A 19291-nucleotide genomic window follows, 5' to 3' on the forward strand; every position below is an offset into this window, starting at 1 on the left:
GCCGAAGGGGACGGCGGGCAGGGCCGCGGGGCGGCGGAGGGTGGCGGTCATGGGACTCCCGTCCTGGTGAGGGCGGTGTGCGGGTCGCGTTTCCGACGGGCCGCCCCCTCCTCTCTCCTGTCTCAGCTCTCAGACCCCCCGGCGCGGCGCCGGGGGCAGGGCCACCGCCCCTCCCTGCTGACCGACCTGACCGACCCGCTGCCACGGGGACGGCTGACCGCCCCCCTGCCGCGCGCTGTTCGCCCCCGCGCTGTACGCGCTGTAGCTGCTGCCGAACAGACCACTGCCGAGCCCGTACGACCCAATCCCCGGGGGCAGGTTGCCGAAGGCGGTGAACCCCAGCTTCTCCTCGCCGCTGCGGTCCCCGGGCAGCGTCCGGAAGGACTTGACGTACTCGGCGTAGAGCGCGTCGTAGATCGGGGTGGGCGAGGGGCCGCCGGGGTTGTCCGGGGCCGTCCGGCCGGAGGGGATCGACGGATAGGACGGACGGGAGGGAACGTCGTATGCGTGCACGTAGGTCCAAACGAACCGAAACCCGAAGAGATGCGGTTACCGGACATAACGAAGAGGTGCGGGGAGGCGGGTGTGCGAACGGTCAGGTGCCGGCGAGGGGCAGGGCGCTGGCGACCAGCTTGCCGTTGGCCGCCGCCTTGTCGAGGGCGTCCCGCAGCAGGTCCTCGCGCGGCTGACGGCCGATCGAGCCGACCGGCGCGGCGAACATCAGTACCTGCTGGTGCTTGTTGGCGGCGGTCCGCCAGCCGTCGGTGACCTGGAGCGGCTGATGCGCCTGCCACCACGCCACCGGCTGGCCGCCGCCCGGACCCGGCTGGAGAACGGCGTGCAGTTGGCCCATCGCCAGCAGCACCGACCAGCCGTGCAGCACCGGCGGCACCGCCGAGAGTTCGGTGACCGGCAGGAAGCCCTGCTCGATCAGCAGCGGCAGGAAGTCGTCGCCGACGGCGGTGGAGCCGGGGCGGACGATCGGCGCGGTCGGCTCCACGACCAGCGCGGGGTGCAGCTCCCCGGCGATCAGCACCAGTCCGCTGGTGACGCCGAGCACGGCCTGCTCGGGGGCGACCTTGTCGGGCTCCAGGTCGGCGGCGACCCCGCCGATGGAACGGACGGCGCCCTGGAGCTGCTCCTCGGTCACCTGGACGACCTGCGAGGGCAGGCAGCCGGCGTGGGCGAAGGCGAGGACGGCGGTCTCGTCGCCGATGAACAGCACGGTGCTGGTGCGCTCGTGCGCGGAGTCGCCCGGGGTGCGGCAGGACGTGCAGTCGTAACTGCCCGGGGCGTTGTCTCCGGCGAGCAGCCGGTCGGCTTCTTCGTCGCCGATCTCGGCGCGAACCTCGTCGCTGACGTCGAGCATGCGCGGCACGGGTGACTCCCTCGGGATGCGGTGCGTGGGTCGGGGCCGGGCTGGCTCCCGGTCCATGGGGCCGGGTGGGTCCCGGGCTCCTGAAGGAACAACGGGCGACCTGTGGCGGGGGTCACGCGCGAGGGCGGACCGAATCGACCCGGCGGATGCGCACGGTCACCTCCGGCCCGGAACCGGCCACTCACCGTCAAGCAGGGGGAATGTCAATGGATTTACGGCGGTGAGGTGTCTCACAGGTTTCGCCCAGGTGTGGTCACCATATGCCGACATGCGCGGATGAAGTGGGTGTCCTGAAGATGACGCTACCGCTGGTAACGGTCAACTGGCCTGCTGGGACGGGCCGTTCATTGCCTCCGGCTCGCTCCCCTCCGTACATTCCTCCGCCGAGTGCACCGAGCACCGTCCGGGCACCCCGGGTCCGTGGAGAGGAAACCCTATGTCCGAATGTGCCGATACCACCCGCGGCAGCATCCGCAAGACCCGTACGACGGCGGTTCTCGCCGGGGCGGTCCTGCTCGCCCCGCTCGGGCTGCTGGCCGCGAGCGGCGGCGCCGCCGCGGCGGACGGCGGGGTGTGGGACCGGATCGCCCAGTGCGAGAGCGGCGGCAACTGGCACATCGACACCGGCAACGGCTACTACGGCGGGCTCCAGTTCTCCGCCGCGACCTGGCGGGCCCACGGCGGCACGGCCTACGCGCCGACCGCCGACGGGGCCACCAGGGAGCAGCAGATCGCCGTCGCCACCGAGGTGCAGCGCGGTCAGGGGTGGGGCGCGTGGCCCACCTGCTCGATCAAGGCGGGCGCCCGGGGCGACGCCCCGGCGGTACCCGCTCCGCCGTCGCCGGGCACCTCCCCGCGGGAGGCGGCGCCGGACGAGCGGCCTGTGCGGGCGTCCGGGCCCGGCGACCGCGGCTCCTTGCGGGGCGACTACACCGTCCGCGCGGGCGACACCCTGGGTGCCATCGCCGACCGGCACGGCACCACCTGGCAGCGGCTGCACGCCGCCAACCGGGAGGTCATCGGCGCGGACCCGGATGTGATCGTGCCGGGCCAGCGTCTCGACGTCTGAGCGACGCCCTTCCGGCCCCGTCCCCCGGACCCCCGTCCGTTCGGGGCACCGGGGCGGGGCCGGGGGGAGATTCTGGGTGGGGGCCGTGCATTACCTGTGCGCGAGCGGCTTCCGGGTCCGCCCGGAAACGGAATGGAATGCGGTGCGGAGGGCCCGTCCCATGGAACTCCCCGCACCGCATTTCCGGAGGCCGGACCAGCCTGCGGGAATTACGTTCGAATGCCACCGGAAGGCGGCCGGATACCGTCATCCGGGTGAGGGAGTTCCCGGGAAACGCCCGTCGTGATCCTGTGACAGAAGCGTGACCGGCCGGGTACCGGTGACCCTCGGTGTCCGCCCCCGCTTCCGCCCGCGCCGCCGAGCGCCTAGCGTGGCGGCATGCCACGTATACCGACACCTCCCAAGGACCCCGACGACCCCACCGGCCCCTATGTCGGCCTCGGCGCCGAGGCCGCCGAGCGGCGGGCGCGGGAACGGGGCTGGACCACCGTCCGGGCGCTGCCGCCGGGCGCGATGATCACCATGGAGTACCGCCAGGGACGGCTGAACTTCGAGGTCGAGGGCGGGCGCGTCAAGCGGGCCTGGAAGGGGTAGGGCGGGTCCCGCACGGAGCGGGGCGCGGTGCCGCTCAGGTGTCGCGCTGGCCGTTCGCCGTCAGAGGGCGGGTCGTCGTCGCCGGGCCGCCGCCGCGCGCGGGGCGGTCGGTGTGCGGTGGGCGGCGGGCCCCGACCGGGGTGACGGGGGTGCGCTCGGTGCGGACCGGGTGCGGGCCCGGGGCCAGCCGGACCGGGGTGCGGGCGCCGCCGCCGCGCGGGGAGGAGGCCGGCTCGCAGGCCGCGGGTTCGGTGGCGCCGGACGGGGCCGGGGGGTGGGGCTGGAAGGCGGTCACCGGGACGGTCGGCAGGGCCGGAGCCGGAGCCGGGGACGCCGGTACGCGCCGGGCGCGCGGGACGTACACACGGTCGCGCTGGGCCAGTACCCATGCCTCGGCCCGGCCGATCAGGGGCTCCAGCCAGGGCAGCGCCAGCAGCACCAGCAGCCCGGCGGCCCAGCCGAGCAGGACATCGCTCAGCCAGTGGGTGCCCAGATACACCGTGGTCAGGCCCACGGACAGGGACATGATCGCGGACAGTGCCGACAGATAGCGGCGGGCGGCCGGGGTGGACGCCAGATAGGCGAGGATGCCCCAGGTCACCACGGCGTTGGCGGTGTGACCCGAGGGAAATATGTCACTGCCGGCCTGGAACCAGTGCCACATCTCGTTGGAGCCGACCTCGGTCGCGTAGTGCGGACCCGAGCGGCCCAGGCCGTACTTCACCGCGCCCACCGTGATGTTCAGCAGCAGCAGCGCCGCGCCGAACGCCAGCAGCGGGCGCAGGGTGTGCTGCCGCCAGCAGCGCCAGCCCAGCCAGGCCGTGACCATCACGGCCGTCGGGCCGCGCTGGCCGAGGACCACCCAGTAGTCCAGGAACGCGTGCACCTTGGGCCACTGCTGGTACGGGCGGAAGAGCATCGCCTGCCAGTCCAGCCGGACCAGCCACGAGGTGGTCGCGACCGCCAGGACGATCGTGATGTAGAAGGTGAGCGTCGCGCCGAAGAGCACCACCCGGTGCCGCGTCATCCGGGGCACGTCGAGGCCGGGCCGCGCCGGCTCACGATCAAGTCGGGCGAACATCCGGTCCAGCCGGGTCGGCTTCGATTCGGTACGCACGCAATCGACGTTACAGGGAGTGAGCTGAGAACCCCGTACAGGCTCCGCCTTTGTGATGACCATGTGATGTGGGATTGCTCTCAAGACGGCCTTATTTCAAGGGAATCCGTAATGCCGGGGGCGGGTCCCCGGCGAATTCATTTGGTTACTCCATAGGGGGGTTCCACTGGGCGTGAGAATGCGTTCACCGGGGGATGGCACGGAGTTGTCCCGGCGCTCACCCGATGCGGACGGGCGGGGCGTGCGGGGGGTGGGTGCCCGAGGGGCACGGGGCTGTGCGGGGAGGGGCGTACGGGGCCCGTGGCGCACGCCACGTGCGGTGCCGGGCGAAGGTGAGGTCCGACACCCGTCCTGTGGGGGAACTCGCGTACGCTGACGTGTCACTCGCCGTCCGCCGCGCGGGCCGGAGACCCCGCTCCTCTCCGGCCGGGCCGGGTCACGAAGGAGTCCCCCCTTCTGTTCCCGGCCCCCGCGGGCCCGCCCACGGCGAGGGAACATCTGGGAGGTACGTACATGTCCGGGACGACCACGGCCGCCGCTCTGCCGCGCCGTCGGCCGGCCGGGGCCGGTGCCGACCGCTGGGTCGTCCTCGTGGTCCTCTGCACCAGCCTGCTGCTGGTAGCGGTCGACGCCACCGTGCTGCATGTCGCGGTGCCGGCCGTCACCGAGGACCTCCGCCCCAGCGCGACCGAGCTGCTCTGGATCGTCGACGCCTACCCGCTGGTCTGCGCCGCGCTGCTGATCCTCTTCGGCACCCTCGGCGACCGGGTCGGCCGCAGACGGATCCTGCTCCTCGGCTACGCCCTGTTCGGCGTCGCCTCCGCCCTGGCGGCGCTCGCCGACAGCGCGGAGCTGCTGATCGTGGCGCGGGCCCTGCTCGGGGTCGGCGGCGCGATGATCATGCCGGCCACGCTGTCGATCCTGCGGCAGGTCTTCCCCGACCGCCGGGAGCGGGCCGTCGCCATCGGTGTGTGGAGCGCGGTCGCCGCGGTCGGCGCGGCCCTCGGACCGCTGCTCGGCGGGTTTCTGCTGGAGCACTTCTGGTGGGGCTCGGTCTTCCTGGTCAACATCCCGCTGATGCTGATCGGCCTGCCGGTCGGCCGGCTGCTGCTGCCCGAGTCCACCGGCGCGGGCGACGGGCCCTGGGACGTGACCGGCGCGCTGATGGCCGCGGGCGGTCTGTTCGGGGTGGTGCTCGGGGTCAAGCGGCTCGGCGCCGGAGAGCAGGCGCTCAGCGCCCACACCGCGGTCCCGCTGGCCGTGGGCACGGCCCTGCTGGTCCTCTTCGTACGACGGCAGCGGCGGCGCCGGCATCCGCTGGTGGATCTGCGGCTGTTCTCCCGTCCGGCGTTCAGCACCTCCGTCGGGTGCATCGTGCTGGCGATGCTCGCGCTGGTCGGGCTCGAACTGATCGCGGCGCAGTATCTGCAACTGGTGCTGGGGCTGTCCCCGCTGGAGACCGGGCTGCGGCTGCTGCCCCTGACCGTCGCCGCGATGGCCGCCGGGCTGTTCGGGGCGCGGCTGCTGCGGCGGTTCGGGCCCCGGCGGATGGTGTGCGCGGGGTTCTGCCTCACCGCGTTCGCGGTGGTGCTGCTGACCGCGATGGGCCGCGACGACAACGCTCCGCTGCTGGTGAGCGGTTTCGTGCTGCTCGGGTTCGGACTGGAGGTGACCCTCTTCGGGGCGTACGAGTCGATGCTCGCGGAGGCTCCCCAGGAGCAGGCCGGGGGCGCGGCGGCGATCGGCGAGACCTCCTACCAGCTCGGTGCCGGGCTGGGGATCGCGCTGCTCGGGAGTGTGATGAACGCGGCGTACGCCCCCGGGCTGAAGGCGGTGCCGGGGGTGCCGGCGTCGGCGTCGGCCTTGGCGGGGCATTCCCTGGGCGAGGCGTACGAGGTGGCCGGGCGGATCGGGGGGTCCGCCGGGGGCGCCCTGCGGCGGGCGGCGCGGGATTCCTTTGTGCACGGGCTGCATGTGACGTTGCTGGTGAGCGCGGGGTTGTTGCTGCTGGGGGCGGTGATGGCGCTGCGGTTGCCGCGGGGGGTGCAGGGGGAGGGGGCTGTGGTGGAGGTGCCTGCGCCACGAGAGATCGCCCACCCGCCCGCCCGTGACCCCCTGGTGCGAAGCTGAACTCTCCCGCGGGGGTGCGGCGCCGCCGGCGGCTGCTGCGCGGTGGGGGTTCGGGGGTGGGGTGGCCGAGGGGGGGCGGCGGCGCCGGTGTTCGCCGTGGGGGCTGGGCGCTGTTGCGGTGGGAAGGGGGAGCGGTGCGGGGGAGGAAGTGGGGAGTGGACCGGTGCCCTGCCGGGGCGGGCCGGGCCGGGGGCGCTGTGGTGCGGGCCGGTGCGGTGCGGCCGGGGGCGGGGCCTGTGTGGTAGGCGGCGGCGCGATGTGGGCCGGGGCCGGGGGCGGGGTGGGGGAGCTGGGGGTGGGAGTGGGGTGGTGCTCGGGGCTCCGTCTGTTTCTGGATTCGAGAACCCCGGCCCGTTGATTCGCCGTTGTCCCCGTGCTGGATTGCGTGGGCCGGTGGCCGTAGCGTCGGGGGCGTTCCTAGCGGTGCTAGTTTTTGGTGTTCTGGAGGGTTTCCATGTCGGTGAAGTCCCCGTCCCCGTCCCCGGCGTCCCCGCGTGTTCGGTTCGATCCCCGGGATCCGCTCGGGGTCGATGATCTGCTGGAGCCCGAGGATCTTGCCGTGCGGGAGAGTGTGCGGCGGTGGGTGGGGGAGCGGGTCGGGCCCTCGGTGGCGGAGTGGTTCGAGAAGGGGGAGCTGCCGGGGGTGCGGGAGCTGGCGAGGGAGCTGGGGGCGCTCGGGGCGCTCGGGATGTCGCTGGAGGGGTACGGGTGCGCGGGGGCCAGCGCCGTGCAGTACGGGCTGGCCTGTCTGGAGCTGGAGGCGGGGGACTCTGGGATCCGTTCGCTGGTGTCGGTGCAGGGGTCCCTCGCGATGTACGCGATCCACCGGTTCGGCAGTGAGGAGCAGCGCCTGGAGTGGCTGCCCCGGATGGCGTCCGGGGAGGTCATCGGGTGCTTCGGGCTGACCGAGCCCGATCATGGGTCCGACCCCGCGTCGATGCGGACGTACGCGAAGCGGGACAGGGCCGACTGGGTGCTCACCGGGCGGAAGATGTGGATCACCAATGGGTCGGTCGCCGGGGTCGCGGTGGTGTGGGCGCGGACGGAGGAGGGGATCCGGGGGTTCGTCGTGCCGACCGACCGGCCCGGGTTCTCGGCGCCGGAGATCCGGCACAAGTGGTCGCTGCGGGCCAGCGTCACCAGTGAGCTGGTGCTCGACGAGGTGCGGCTGCCCGCCGACGCCGTGCTGCCGGAGGTCACCGGGTTGCGCGGGCCGCTGAGCTGTCTGTCGCACGCCCGGTACGGGATCGTGTGGGGGGCGATGGGCGCGGCCCGTAGCTGTTTCGAGGCGGCTGTCGAGTACGCGAAGACGCGGGAGCAGTTCGGGCGGCCCATCGGCGGGTTCCAGTTGACCCAGGCCAAGCTGGCCGACATGGCGGTCGAGCTGCACAAGGGGATTCTGCTCGCCCACCATCTGGGGCGGCGGATGGACGCCGGGCGGCTGCGGCCGGAGCAGGTCAGTTTCGGCAAGCTGAACAATGTGCGCGAGGCGATCGAGATCTGCCGTACCGCGCGGACGATCCTCGGTGCCAACGGGATCTCACTGGAGTATCCGGTGATGCGGCACGCGGCCAATCTGGAGTCCGTGCTCACCTACGAGGGCACGGTCGAGATGCACCAGCTCGTGCTGGGCAAGGCCCTCACCGGGCTGGACGCCTTCCGCTGACCGGGTGACGGAGGCGGTGCCGGGGGTGGGGAAGGGGGTGGGGAAGGGGACGGCGCCGACGGGGTGAGCGTGGGCGGGGTGAGCGTGGGCGGGGCCGGGTGAGCGGCCCCGCCTCAGCTCTGGTTGAAGAAGCCGTCCGAGCGATGCGCGGACGCCTCACCGCTGATGATCTCCGTGTCGGCCGGGGTGAGCAGGAACACCCGGTTCGACACCCGCTCGATGGAGCCGCGCAGCCCGAAGATCAGGCCCGCCGCGAAGTCGACCACGCGCTTGGCGTCGCCGGCCTCCATCGCCGTCAGGTTGACGATGACCGGGACCCCCTCCCGGAACAGCTCGCCGACCGCGCGGGCGTCCCGGAAGCTGTCCGGGGTGACCGTGGCGATCCGGCGGCCCTTCTCCTGCGCGGAGTCCGTAGCGACCTTGACCCGGGGGTCCGTGACCCAGGCGTCCCCGGGCTCGTTCCTCTCGTAGCTGTCGTCGTCGTAGTAGCGCTCGTCTTCACTGTCGTCGACGAGGCCGAGCCACGCACTCGCCTTGCGCACCGATCCCATGGACGCCTCCTCTCACTTCGGTCTGTTCTGCGTTCCGCATCCCTATGGTCATCCATGATGCGTGTGACGCGCCAAGTGGATAGACGCCGCGCGGGGGGTTTGTGACGGTACTGGTGCACAGCCGATCCGTCGAGAGCCCGTGTGCCCCAAGGCTTCCCAAGGGTCCTGACACTCATGGCTGCTGACTGTGAGTGAAATATGACTCTTCGGGGCGTACGGGTGAGGGACGGGGTCGTACGGGTGAACGGGATCGGGGGCTGCGGGCGGGCGGGCGCTACCATGCGGTCCGGGGACGTCTGTTCGACGGGGCGTCAAGATCGCGCGCGCAGCACGGGGGAGCAGCATGTTCGGGATGGTCAGGCCCTGCCGTCATCGGCTCGGGGAGCGGCTCAGGACGCAGTGGATGGCGCATTTGTGCGGGCTGTGTCTCGCCCTGCGCAAGGATCATGGGCAGTTCGCTCGGATCGTGACTAATTATGATGGGTTGTTGATCTCCGTTCTGACGGAGGCTCAGCTCGCCGGGGCGGTGCGGGAGACGGGCGCCTGGCGCCGGACCGCCGGGCCCTGTCCGCTGCGCGGGATGCGCACCGCCTCCGTCGCCCGGGGCGAGGGCGCCCGGCTCGCGGCGGCGGTGTCGCTGGTGCTGGCCTCCGCCAAGGTGCGCGACCATGTCGCCGACGGGGACGGGCTGCTGGCCCGGCGTCCGGTGGCGTCGGCCGCCCGCCGGGTCGCCGCGAGCTGGGGCCGGGCCGGAGCCCGGGGCGGCTCCGCCGTCGGATTCGACACCGATGTCCTGGTCGACGCCGTCGACCGGCAGCTCGGCATCGAGGCCCTCGCCGGACCCGGTACCGCGCTGCTCACCGTCACCGAGCCCACCGAGTCCGCCACCGCCGCCGCCTTCGCGCACACCGCGATCCTCGCCGCGCGCCCCGGCAACGCCGCCCCCCTCGCCGAGGCCGGGCGGCTCTTCGGGCGCCTCGCCCATCTGCTGGACGCCGTCGAGGACCGGGACGCGGACGCCGCGGCCGGTGCCTGGAACCCGCTCACCGCCACCGGCACCCCGCTCACCGAGGCCCGCCGCCTCGCCGACGACGCCGTGCACGGCATCCGGCTGGCGCTGCGGGAGGTCGAGTTCGAGGAGGGACGGCTCGCGCACCGGCTGCTCGTCCATGAACTCCCCGTCGCCGTGGACCGCGCCTTCGGCACGGCGTCCTGCGCCACTCACGGCAGCCATGGCGCCCACGGCACCGGCCCCTACGCGCCGCCCGGCACGCCCGGCGCTCCGCAGCCGCCCGAGCCGCCGCACCGCAGGCGCGGACTGATCGAGGGCTGCGCGGTCTTCCTCGCCCTGGGCTGCACCTGTCAGCTCTGCTGCGGGGAGTACGAGGACCCGTGGACCGGCGAGCGCAAGCAGGGCGGCTGCGACGGCTGTGATTGCAGCGGCTGCTGCGAGTGCGGCAGTTGCTGTGACGGATGCTGCTGCGACGGGTGCGGCGGCTGCAACTGCTGAGCCGCCGCTGAAGGAAGAGAAGAACAGCAGAAAAAGGGGACGCTGACGCGAGGGGCGCGTGTGAAGGCGAAGGGCTGCGCCTCCCCGCCGGACCGTGCGGACGACAGCGGGCGGGAGACACGGGAGACACGAGGGCGTCCGCTCAGCGGGCGGACGCGGGCCGTGCAGCAGGGGTCAGCTCAACAGGAACAGGACCACACTCGACCGAGGTCGATGTGGGAGCGCGTGACCAGCCAATGCTGCGGATGCATGGGGCAAGTGGAACAGGCATACGGTTCCGCGTCAACCGGCTCCCGCCGAGCTGCTCACAGTGCGGACAGCCTTGACAGGGCCCGCGAACCGGCCCGTACTCTCGTCGCACCACGGCCCTGCTGAGGGGCTCGGCCGTGGCGCGCCGCCCGGCGGCGCCCGTGTGAAGGCATCACCGGAGTTCGAGTTCCCGGCGTTCTCGGACCGTCGTGTCATGGAGCCTTCGCATGCCTTCCAGGGCCTTGATATCCCCCCGCGCCTTCCGCGCCTCCGCCGCACTCCGCCCCGTCCGCCCGTTCTCCGGGTCCGCCCGATGAGGGCCTCTCTGGTGATCGTCGGCGCGGGGCCGCGGGGGACCGGGGTGATCGAGCGGATCGCCGCGAACGCACCCGAGCTGTACGCCGGAACGGGCCTCGACATCCATCTCGTCGACCCGCATCCGCCGGGCGCCGGGCGGATCTGGCGCGAGGACCAGTCACCGCTGCTCTGGATGAACTCGCACGCCGAGGACGTCACCATGTTCACCGACGACACGGTGACCATGGCGGGCCCGGTCCGCGGCGGGCCCACCCTGCACGAGTGGGCCGGGGTCGACGGCTCCGCCTTCGCCGGGCGCCGGCTCCAGGGCGCCTATCTGCGCTGGGTGCACGAGCAGGCGGTGGCCGCGCTGCCGCCCGGCGTCACCGTCCACCACCATCCCACCCGGGCCGTCCGGGTCACCGGGCCGCGCGACGGACGCCAGCGGGTGTGGCTGGCGGACCGGCCGCACCCCCTCCTCGCCGACCTGGTGATCCTCACCCTCGGCCATCTCGACGCCGAACTCGACACCGAGCAGCGCGAGCTGGCCGCGTACGCGCGGGAGCACGGGCTGGTCCATCTGCCGCCCGAGTTCACCGCCGACAGCGACCTCGACGTCCTGCCGCCCGGGGAGCCGGTGGTGGTGCGCGGGCTCGGGCTGGCCTTCGTCGATCTGGTGGTGCTGCTCACCGAGGGGCGGGGCGGGCGGTACGACGGCGACACCTATGTGCCCTCGGGCCGGGAGCCGGTGCTGTACGCCGGGTCGCGGCGCGGAGTGCCGTACCACGCGAAGATCGGGTACGGCTTCGACGGGGAACGGCCGCCGCTGCCGAGGTTCCTCGGGCCCGCCGAGATCGACGCGCTGCTCGCCCGGCCGGACCGCGTCGACTTCCGCCGGGACGTCTGGCCGCTGGTGGTGAAGGAGCTGGGCTTCGCCCACTACCACCGGCTCTTCCACGCCCACCCCGGGCGGACCGGCATGGAGTGGACCGTCTTCGAGGAGAAGTACGCCGCCGGGGACGCCGCCGAGCGGGCCGCGCTCGCCGGGGCCGCCGTGCCCGACCCGGCCGACCGGCTCGACCTCGACCGGCTCGACCGGCCGCTGACCGGGGTGCGGTACGGCTCGCACGAGGCGGCCCAGGAGGCGCTGCGGGAGTATGTGGAGCGGGACCTGACCCGGCGTCACGACCCCGAGCACAGCCCCGACCTGGCGGTCTTCCTCGCACTGCTGTCGGTGTACGGGCAACTGATCCGGCTCGGGGACATCGGGTCCTGGTGGCACGGGTTCTTCAGCTATCTGGCGTCCGGGCCGCCCGGCCCCCGGCTGCGCCAGCTCCAGGCGCTGTCCCGGGCCGGGGTGGTGCGGTTCGTCGGCGCGGACATGGCGGTGGCCGCCGAGGACGGGGTGTTCCGGGCGTCCAGCCCGACCGTGCCCGGGTGGAGCGTCGAGGCACGGGCGCTGGTCGAGGCGCGGCTGCCGGAACCCACCCTGGACCGCGCCCGCGACACCCTGCTGCGCGAACTGCACGCCGACGGGGCCGCGTCGACGCCGGACGGGCTGCTCGCGGTGGACCCGGCCGACGGGCGGGTGCTGGACCGGGCCGGGATCCCGCACCCCCGGCGGTTCGCGCTCGGCCCGCCCACCGACGGCAGGGGCGCCGGGGCGTTCACCCGGCCGCGCACCGGCGGCCCGGCGTTCCGGCAGAACGACGCCACCGCGCGGGCGGTCCTGACCTTCCTCGCGGCCCGGGGCGCGCGTGCGGTCGCCTGAACGCCCCCGGACCCCGACCCTCCTGCCGACCTCTTCGAAGGGCTTACCCCGATGACCTCCTCGTACGGCCGCGGGCTGCCGCATCTCGCCGCCGCCGTCGATCCCCGGGCGGCGGGCGACGCCGGGCCGGTGATCGAGCTGATCCAACTGGCCGAGCGCGGCGGGCTGGACTTCGTGACCCTGGACGACGACGGCCGGAGCGTGCTGGACGCGCCCGGGACCCTCGCCCACGCGGCCCCCGTCACCAGCAGGATCGGGCTGGTGGCCAGGGCCGCAGGACCGAACGCCGCGGCGGCGCTCGGCACCCTCGACTGGATCAGCGGGGGCCGGGCCGGGGCGCGTACCGAGGGGCCGGGGGCCGCCGGGGACGTGGTGCGGGTGGCGGACGCGGCGGCCGGGCGGGCCGGGCAGTGGGCCGATGTGGTGCTGGTCGGCGCCGGGAGCCCCGAACAGGCGGCGGCGGCACGGGCCGAGGTGCGCCGGGAGGCCGCCGCGGTAGGACGCGACCCGGACGGGGTCCGGGTGCTGGCGGCGCTGCTGGTCGATCTGGGGGACGGGGAGCGGGCCGCCGAGCCGGGGCACGGGGGAGGCGGGCCGCGCTTCACGCCGAGCGGGCCGCTGTACCGGGGCGGGCCCGTCGATCTGGCCGAGCTGATCACCGGGTGGCACTCCGGCGGGGCGGTGGACGGCTTCCATCTCACCCCGGTCGAGCCGCGCCGGGATCTGGAGCGGCTGGTCAACGGGACGGTGGGGCTGTTGCAGCACCGGGGGCTGTTCCGCACGTTCTATCCCGGCAGCACCCTGCGCGAGCATCTCGGGGTGGGGGCGCGGCGGTTCGGCGCGCCGGCCGAGGGGGCGGCATGACGGACGGGTGGCTGCGGCTGGGGGTGCGGCTGCCGCTGGACGCGCCCGGGATCACCTACCCGGTGGTGGAGCGGCTGACGCGGACCGCCGAACGCGGGCTGCTCGACTTCGTGCTGGCGGACGCGGGGGAGGGCGTGGTGGAGGGCGTGGCGGCGGACGGGGTGGGTCCTCCGGCCGCCGACCCGGTCACCGTGCTGAGCGCGCTGGCCGCCGTCACCGAGCGGATCGGGCTGGTCGCCGGGGTGCGGCGGGGCGGCGGACCCGGAGCGGCCCGCCGGGTGGCGGCGCTGGACCGGCTGAGCGGGGGACGGGCCGGGCGGCTGGACCGGACGGGGGAGGGGGAATCCGGGGTGGTCGGGGGTGGGGTGGTGGAGGCGTCGGGGGAGTTCGGGCCGGGCAGGGCTGGGGGGTTGGGGGTGCCGGGGGAGTCCCGGCCGGGCAGGGCGGGGGCGTCAAGGGTGCCGGGGGCGCCGGGGGCGCCGGGGGCGCATGGGGAAGTGGGGTGGTCGGGGTGGCCGGTCGTTGTCGTGGGGCGGGGGGATCCGGGGTGGGCGTCGGCCGATCTGCGGATGCTGGGGCCGGTCGGGGTCGACGGGCCGCCCGAGGAGGTCGCCGGCCGGATCCTCGGCGCCCCGGTACGGCGGGAAGGCGCCGATGGACTGCTGCTCGCGCCGCGCGGAGTCCCGGACGGGCTCGACGCGTTCGTGGACCGGGTGATCCCGCTGCTGCGGGGGCACGGCGTGCTGCGGATGGAATACGGGGGTGCGACACGGCGCTCCCACCTGGGGCGAAGCGCCCCGGTAAGGAAGGGTTAGGTACATGACGGACGCAACCGAGGCGTGGCAGCGGTGGCACAAGGGGCGCCTGGAGTCGGTCTCCGCGCCCTACGGACCGCTCGCGCTGACCGGCACCCACTGGCTGGAGGACTATCCGGACGGTCGAATTCCGGCCACTCCCGGGGTGTGGGCCGCCGAGGGCGACGCGGTGGTCCTCACCGCCGCCCCGGACGACGGGCTGACCCTGGACGGGGAGCCGTTCGCCGGGCGGGTCCGGCTGGCCGCCGATCAGGGTCCGGCGGGGGCCGCCCGGGTGGCGCACGGGGCACGCAGGCTGGTGGTGTTGGAGCGCGAGGGCAGTTGGGGCGTGCGCGACTTCGATCCCGGCACCACCACGCGCCGCGACTTCCCGGGCATCGACGCCACCCCCTACGCACCCCGCTGGTCGGTACCGGGCCGGTTCACCCCGTACGACGCGCGGCGCACCGTCCGCGTCCCCAACGTGGACGGCCGGGAACGCGGGCTGGGGCTGGCCGGAGAACTGGCGTTCGCGCTGGACGGGCGGGAGCTGACGCTCCAGGTGTCGGTGGAGGGCGACGGCTCGCTGTGGGCCGTGTTCGCCGACGCCACCAGCGGGAACGGCAGCTATCGGTTCCGGTTCCTGCGGCCCGCCGCGCCGGACGCCGAGGGGCGTACGACCGTCGACTTCAACCGGGCGCTGCTCCCGCCCTGCGCCTTCGCCGATCACTTCCTCTGCCCGTTCCCGCCCCCGGGGAACCGGCTGGACGTGGCGGTCGCGGCGGGCGAGCGGAACGTGGCCGGCTGACGGCGGGGGGCCGCCCGGGGAAGCGGAACATGGCCGACCGGTGACGGGCCATCACCCGGGGACACCGGAAATTCACAGGTAAGGGCCGTGGCCGTCCCGGGTGCTTCGGGGGCGCGCGGCCGAAAGGCACCCTTGCGCCGATCGGCCGTGCCCCCGAATACTCCCCCTCAGCGCTTGTCAGGGTCACGGCATAACCGGGATCCGGTCTCCCCTGCCCCCGACTGCGCCTCACGGGCCCCGACCCCACGAGAGGGCCCCCGACTTCCCCTGCGGAGGAACGAAGTGAGGATCAAGCGCACCATCCCCCAGAGCGGAATCACGAGACGGACCCGGCTGATCGCCATCACCACCGGACTCGTGGCCGCTGCCGCAATCGCGATCCCCAGCGCGAACGCGTCGGACGTCACCCCGTTCAGCGCCAACCAGCTCAGGAGCGCGGGCGACGCGGTGCTCAAGGCCGATGTCCCGGGCACCGCCTGGGCCGTCGACAGCAAGACCAACCGGGTACTGCTCACCGTCGACTCGACCGTGTCCGAGGCGGAACTGGCCGAGATCAGGCAGCAGGCCGGGGCCAACGCCGGTGCCCTGACCGTCAAGCGCACCCCGGGCACGTTCAGCAAGCTGATCCAGGGCGGCGACGCCATCTATGCGACCAGTTGGCGCTGCTCGCTGGGCTTCAACGTCCAGAACAGCAGCGGCACCCAGTTCTTCCTGACCGCCGGTCACTGCACCGACGGCGCGACCACCTGGTACTCCAACTCCGCCCGCACCGCGGTCATCGGCTCCACCACCGGCTCCAGCTTCCCGGTCAACGACTACGGCATCGTCCAGTACTCCGGGACCGTCGCCCGGCCCGGTACCGCGAACGGTGTGGACATCACCCGGGCCGCCACCCCGGGCGTCGGCACCTCCGTCATCCGTGACGGTTCCACGACCGGTACCCACACCGGTACGGTCACCGCCCTCAACGCGACCGTCAACTACGGTGGCGGCGACATCGTCTACGGCATGATCCAGACCAATGTCTGCGCCGAGCCCGGCGACTCCGGCGGCTCGCTCTACGGCAGCAACGGCACCGCCTACGGTCTGACCTCGGGCGGCAGCGGCAACTGCACCAGCGGCGGGACGACGTTCTACCAGCCGGTCACCGAGGCGCTCAGCGCGTACGGCGTGAGCGTGTACTAGGCACTTCGCCGTACTCTTCCGTACTCCGCCGCACTCCGCTGACGGAAACGGTTCCCGTCGGGCCCTCGCGCATCCGGTGATGTGCGGGGGCCCGCTCGTGTCCGCCGCCGCCGGGGCCGCGGGCCGGGACGGGTCTCAGGTGCGCGGGCGGGCCCGGCCGTCCAGGATCAGGCCGGTCAGCGCCTCGACCGCCTGCGCCTCGGTCGCCCGCCCCCGGGCGAGTTCCCCGGCGAGGGTCTCCGCCGCCCCCAGCAGCGCGGCGCAGCGCAGCCGCAGGGCGGCCCGGGGCAACTCGGAGTAGGGGGCGAGGGCGTCGGCCATCAGGGCCGCGTACCCGTCCGCCAGTTCGGACCGGGTCGCCTCCATCTCCGGGTTGCCCTTCAGGGCGGCGGAGACGGCGGTGACCTCCGGCATGTCCCGGGCGCAGCCGAAGTACGCGGCGCTGATCACCCGGGCGACGGCGTCCTCGACGGGGGTGGTCTCCCGCAGCGCCTGTGCGGTGGCCGTGCGGTGGCGTTCGTCGAGCCGCCGGTAGAGGGCGAGCAGCAGGCCGGGCCGGGTGCCGAAGTGGTCGTAGACGATCGGCCGGCTCACCCCGGCGGCCTCCGCGAGGGTGACCAGGGTCAGTCCGTCGGTGCCCCGGTCGCGGACCAGTGCCGCGGCGGTGTCGAGCAGTTGCTCCCGCCGGGCCTGCTTGGACAGCCGGGTGGTGGGGGTGGTCGCCATGGCGCTGACCTGTTTCTCGCTGCGGTTCCTGTGGGTCCCTGCGGGTCCCTGTGAGTTCCTGCGGGTCCCTGTGGGTGAGGGGTGGTGAGGGGTGGTGCGTGGTTGCCGAGTTTAAGCTACATGCCGTAGGTTACAAAATGTAGGCTACGGTTTGTAGCTTGCGGGTGAGTGGAGCGAGTCGGGAATGAGGGACTGGACATGGGGGACAGGGCATGAGGCAGGAGCGACCGGTACTGATCCTGGGCGGTTCGGGGCAGGCGGGCTCGGGGACCGCGCGGCTGCTGCGGCAGTGGTACCCGGAGCTGCCGCTGACCGTCGCCGGGCGGGACCCCGTCCGGACCGGGCGGGTGGCGGCGGAACTCGGCGGGGCGACGGCCGTGACCGTCGATCTGGGGCGGGACGACCTGGGCCTGCCGGCCGGGCGGGAGTACGGGGCGGTGGTGGCCGCGCTCTGGGACGACCGGCTGAACGGGCTGGCGTACGCGCGGCGGCTCGGGGTGCCGTACGTCAGTCTCTCCAGTTCGCTGCCGGACATCGGGGTGGAGATGGTGGCGGGGCTCCAGCGGCGGCCGGTGCCGCTGCTGCTGGCCAGCCAGTGGTGCGCGGGGGTGCTGACGCTCGCGGTGCTGGGCCTGGCCCGGGAGTTCGGGCGGGTGGACGCCGTCCGGGTCGCCGCGGTGCTGGACGGGGCGGACATCGGCGGGCCCGCGGGTATCGAGGATCTCGCGCGCTGGTCCGCGGTGACCTCGGCGGGCCTGGAGCGCCGGGACGGCCGGTTCGTCTGGGTCGACGGCCCGGAGGCGGACGTCGAGGTGCCCACCCTCGACGGCCGGGTGCTCACCGGCCGCAGCACACCGGTCCTCGATGTGCCGGGCCTCGCGCTGGCGACCGGTGCGCGGGACGTCCGTTTCGCCTTCGCCGTCGGGGAGTCCGAGGGGACCCGCCGGGGGGCCGGTCCGTCCGTCGAGATGCGGATCGACCTGAGCGGGACGGGGACGGACGGCGCGCCCCGGCGGATCACCCGCGTCCTGGTCCACCCCGAGGGGCAGCGCCCGCTGACCGCGCTCGGCCTGGCCCTCGGCGTCGAGCGGCTGCTCGGACTGCGCGGGGACGGCCCGGCGGCGCCGGGGCTCCACACCCCGGAGACCCTGATCGACCCGGCCCGCGCGGGGGAGCGGCTGGGGGAGATCGGGGGGCGGTGGGTGGAGGTGGGGTGAGGTGTCGCTCGGCGGGAGGGGCGCGGCTCCGCCGAGGGCGGATGTCCTCGGTGCGGTCCTGTCGATGGGCGGATGCCCTCGGTGTGGCGGTATCGGAGGGTGGACGCCCCTCAGCGCGGCGGTGCCGTCGCCGTTGCCGCCTGTGCCGGGCGCCGCCCGCGGTGCAGTCCCGCCGCCAGCAGGGTGAGCAGGATGCCGCCCAGGGCCCAGGCGGAGAGCACCAGCAGGGAACCGGTGAGGGCGTTGCCCCGGAAGTAGGCGATCGAGCGGGCCGCCCAGGTGCCCGCGCCCGGCGGCAGCGCGGGGCCGATGGCCTGCCAGAACGGGGGCAGCATCGGGTAGGGGAAGGCGCCGCCCGCGCTGGGGTTGCCCGCGATCACCACCAGCAGGATCGCCAGCCCGATCCCGACGATCCCGAAGATCCCCTGGAGGGCGAGGGTGGCCGCCCCGACCGCGAAGGTGATCAGCGCGCCGAGCCCCCACAGCGCCGCCACCGGGCCGGGCAGCGCGCCCAGGACCGGCCCGACGACGATCGCGCCGCCCAGCCCGCCGACGACCGCCACCAGCGCCATCGCCCCTAGCCGGATCACCGCGCGGCGCGGATTGGCGGGCCGGGCCCCGGTGCTGATCGCCAGGATCGAGGCGCACAGATAGCCGCCGACGCACCAGCCGACCACCAGATAGAAGGACGACAGCCCGTTGAAGTCCTGCGACGAGGCCGGGGCCACGTCGACGGTCCGCACCGTGCGCCCCCGGGTCTCGTCCACCGCGCCGACCAGGCGTTCCAGGGTGGTGGCGAGGGCGGTGCCGCCGCCGGAGGCGACCAGGAGGGTGTCGGTGGGGCGGGCCGGGTCGACGATCAGCGCGCCGTCGATCGTCCGGTCCAGGATCCGGTCGCGGGCGCTCGCCTCGTCGGGCACCGTGCGCGGATCCAGCGGGGAGCCGGGCAACTCCGCCAGCAGGGTCACCGTCGGCCCGGCCGCGGCGGCGGGGGCGACCACCCCGAAGGGCACGTCCCGGGGCTTCGGGTCGTGCAGCGCGCCCACATAGGAGGCGATGAACAGCAACTGGAGCGCGACCACGCCGATCACCAGCAGGGTGGCGCGGGGGGTGACGGCGTCCCGCACCTCGGCGGGGAACCCGTGCGGCGACGGGGGTCCGGCGGTCGGTGGCATGCCCTGTGTCATGTCCTCACGGTCCGGGTCCGGGGGCGTTTGCGCAGGTGGGAGGCGGCCGAACGGATGTCGTACTGGCGTTCGAAGATAGACGGGGATGGGGGTATGGTGGGCGGTGGACATTGTGGGAACTGTTGTTCGAGAGATGGTCGGTCGGGAGAGCGGGCTCGGAGCGGAGCCGGCTCATCAG

At 74.0% G+C, this 19291-nt stretch carries 17 protein-coding genes; 11 read left to right on the plus strand and 6 right to left on the minus strand.

Annotated features, from left to right (window positions below):
• Window positions 1-129 precede the first annotated feature (129 nt).
• The gene (locus tag AB0O01_RS17785; protein ID WP_365314426.1) at window positions 130-513 is read right to left on the minus strand and encodes a hypothetical protein; all 384 of its coding nucleotides are present in this window, start codon (window positions 511-513) and stop codon (window positions 130-132) included.
• Between the two features lie 82 nt (window positions 514-595).
• The gene (locus tag AB0O01_RS17790; RefSeq protein ID WP_365314427.1) at window positions 596-1378 is read right to left on the minus strand and encodes a hypothetical protein; all 783 of its coding nucleotides are present in this window, start codon (window positions 1376-1378) and stop codon (window positions 596-598) included.
• Window positions 1379-1814: 436 nt separating this feature from the next.
• Between AB0O01_RS17790 and AB0O01_RS17795 the strand changes: the two genes are divergently transcribed.
• Both AB0O01_RS17795 and AB0O01_RS17800 read left to right on the plus strand, forming a co-directional pair.
• Window positions 1815-2447 carry a transglycosylase family protein gene (locus tag AB0O01_RS17795; protein WP_365314429.1) on the plus strand — a complete coding sequence of 211 codons (633 nt, stop codon included), beginning with the start codon at window positions 1815-1817 and terminating at the stop codon, window positions 2445-2447.
• A gap of 378 nt (window positions 2448-2825) precedes the next feature.
• Complete coding sequence (locus AB0O01_RS17800; RefSeq protein ID WP_365314430.1) at window positions 2826-3041, plus strand: I78 family peptidase inhibitor; 216 nt, start codon at window positions 2826-2828, stop codon at window positions 3039-3041.
• Window positions 3042-3075: 34 nt separating this feature from the next.
• On the opposite strand, the gene AB0O01_RS17805 is transcribed toward AB0O01_RS17800, so the two are convergent.
• Entirely contained in the window at window positions 3076-4158 is a 1083-nt protein-coding gene (locus tag AB0O01_RS17805; protein ID WP_365314431.1) for a phosphatase PAP2 family protein, read from the minus strand.
• A 513-nt stretch (window positions 4159-4671) separates the two neighbouring features.
• On the opposite strand from AB0O01_RS17805, the gene AB0O01_RS17810 reads away from it, so the two are divergent.
• Together AB0O01_RS17810 and AB0O01_RS17815 are read left to right on the plus strand one after the other, a co-directional pair.
• Window positions 4672-6288 carry an MFS transporter gene (locus AB0O01_RS17810; protein ID WP_365314432.1) on the plus strand — a complete coding sequence of 539 codons (1617 nt, stop codon included), beginning with the start codon at window positions 4672-4674 and terminating at the stop codon, window positions 6286-6288.
• A gap of 454 nt (window positions 6289-6742) precedes the next feature.
• Window positions 6743-7954: an acyl-CoA dehydrogenase family protein gene (locus tag AB0O01_RS17815; protein ID WP_365314434.1), complete on the plus strand. Its 1212-nt coding sequence runs from the start codon at window positions 6743-6745 to the stop codon at window positions 7952-7954.
• Between the two features lie 113 nt (window positions 7955-8067).
• Here the strand turns inward: AB0O01_RS17815 and AB0O01_RS17820 are convergent, their stop codons facing one another.
• Complete coding sequence (locus AB0O01_RS17820; RefSeq protein ID WP_365314435.1) at window positions 8068-8505, minus strand: cell division protein SepF; 438 nt, start codon at window positions 8503-8505, stop codon at window positions 8068-8070.
• Between the two features lie 343 nt (window positions 8506-8848).
• Here AB0O01_RS17820 and AB0O01_RS17825 point away from each other — a divergent pair, with 343 nt between their 5' ends.
• The 6 genes from AB0O01_RS17825 (at window position 8849) to AB0O01_RS17850 (ending at window position 15983) form a co-directional block, all read left to right on the plus strand.
• The gene (locus AB0O01_RS17825; RefSeq protein WP_365314436.1) at window positions 8849-10015 is read left to right on the plus strand and encodes a DUF5685 family protein; all 1167 of its coding nucleotides are present in this window, start codon (window positions 8849-8851) and stop codon (window positions 10013-10015) included.
• Between the two features lie 562 nt (window positions 10016-10577).
• Window positions 10578-12332 carry an FAD/NAD(P)-binding protein gene (locus AB0O01_RS17830; RefSeq protein WP_365314438.1) on the plus strand — a complete coding sequence of 585 codons (1755 nt, stop codon included), beginning with the start codon at window positions 10578-10580 and terminating at the stop codon, window positions 12330-12332.
• A gap of 51 nt (window positions 12333-12383) precedes the next feature.
• Window positions 12384-13196, plus strand: coding sequence for an LLM class flavin-dependent oxidoreductase (locus AB0O01_RS17835; protein WP_365314440.1), 813 nt, complete (start codon window positions 12384-12386; stop codon window positions 13194-13196).
• Window positions 13193-14011, plus strand: coding sequence for an LLM class flavin-dependent oxidoreductase (locus AB0O01_RS17840; RefSeq protein ID WP_365314442.1), 819 nt, complete (start codon window positions 13193-13195; stop codon window positions 14009-14011). The genes AB0O01_RS17835 and AB0O01_RS17840 overlap by 4 nt, the downstream gene beginning before the upstream one ends.
• 4 nt (window positions 14012-14015) lie before the next feature.
• Window positions 14016-14798: a DUF1684 domain-containing protein gene (locus tag AB0O01_RS17845; RefSeq protein WP_365314444.1), complete on the plus strand. Its 783-nt coding sequence runs from the start codon at window positions 14016-14018 to the stop codon at window positions 14796-14798.
• A gap of 282 nt (window positions 14799-15080) precedes the next feature.
• The gene (locus AB0O01_RS17850) at window positions 15081-15983 is read left to right on the plus strand and encodes a S1 family peptidase (protein ID WP_365314445.1); all 903 of its coding nucleotides are present in this window, start codon (window positions 15081-15083) and stop codon (window positions 15981-15983) included.
• Window positions 15984-16118: 135 nt separating this feature from the next.
• Here the strand turns inward: AB0O01_RS17850 and AB0O01_RS17855 are convergent, their stop codons facing one another.
• The gene (locus AB0O01_RS17855; RefSeq protein WP_365314447.1) at window positions 16119-16709 is read right to left on the minus strand and encodes a TetR/AcrR family transcriptional regulator; all 591 of its coding nucleotides are present in this window, start codon (window positions 16707-16709) and stop codon (window positions 16119-16121) included.
• A gap of 212 nt (window positions 16710-16921) precedes the next feature.
• Between AB0O01_RS17855 and AB0O01_RS17860 the strand changes: the two genes are divergently transcribed.
• Window positions 16922-17926: a saccharopine dehydrogenase gene (locus AB0O01_RS17860; protein WP_365314448.1), complete on the plus strand. Its 1005-nt coding sequence runs from the start codon at window positions 16922-16924 to the stop codon at window positions 17924-17926.
• 110 nt (window positions 17927-18036) lie between these two features.
• On the opposite strand, the gene AB0O01_RS17865 is transcribed toward AB0O01_RS17860, so the two are convergent.
• A complete protein-coding gene (locus AB0O01_RS17865; RefSeq protein WP_365314450.1) occupies window positions 18037-19113 on the minus strand; it encodes a DUF3533 domain-containing protein in 1077 nt (358 codons plus the stop codon).
• Between the last annotated feature and the right edge of the window lie 178 nt (window positions 19114-19291).

Source organism: Streptomyces sp. NPDC093252 (genome assembly GCF_040683675.1).
In the GTDB taxonomy this organism is placed as follows: Bacteria; Actinomycetota; Actinomycetes; order Streptomycetales; family Streptomycetaceae; genus Streptomyces.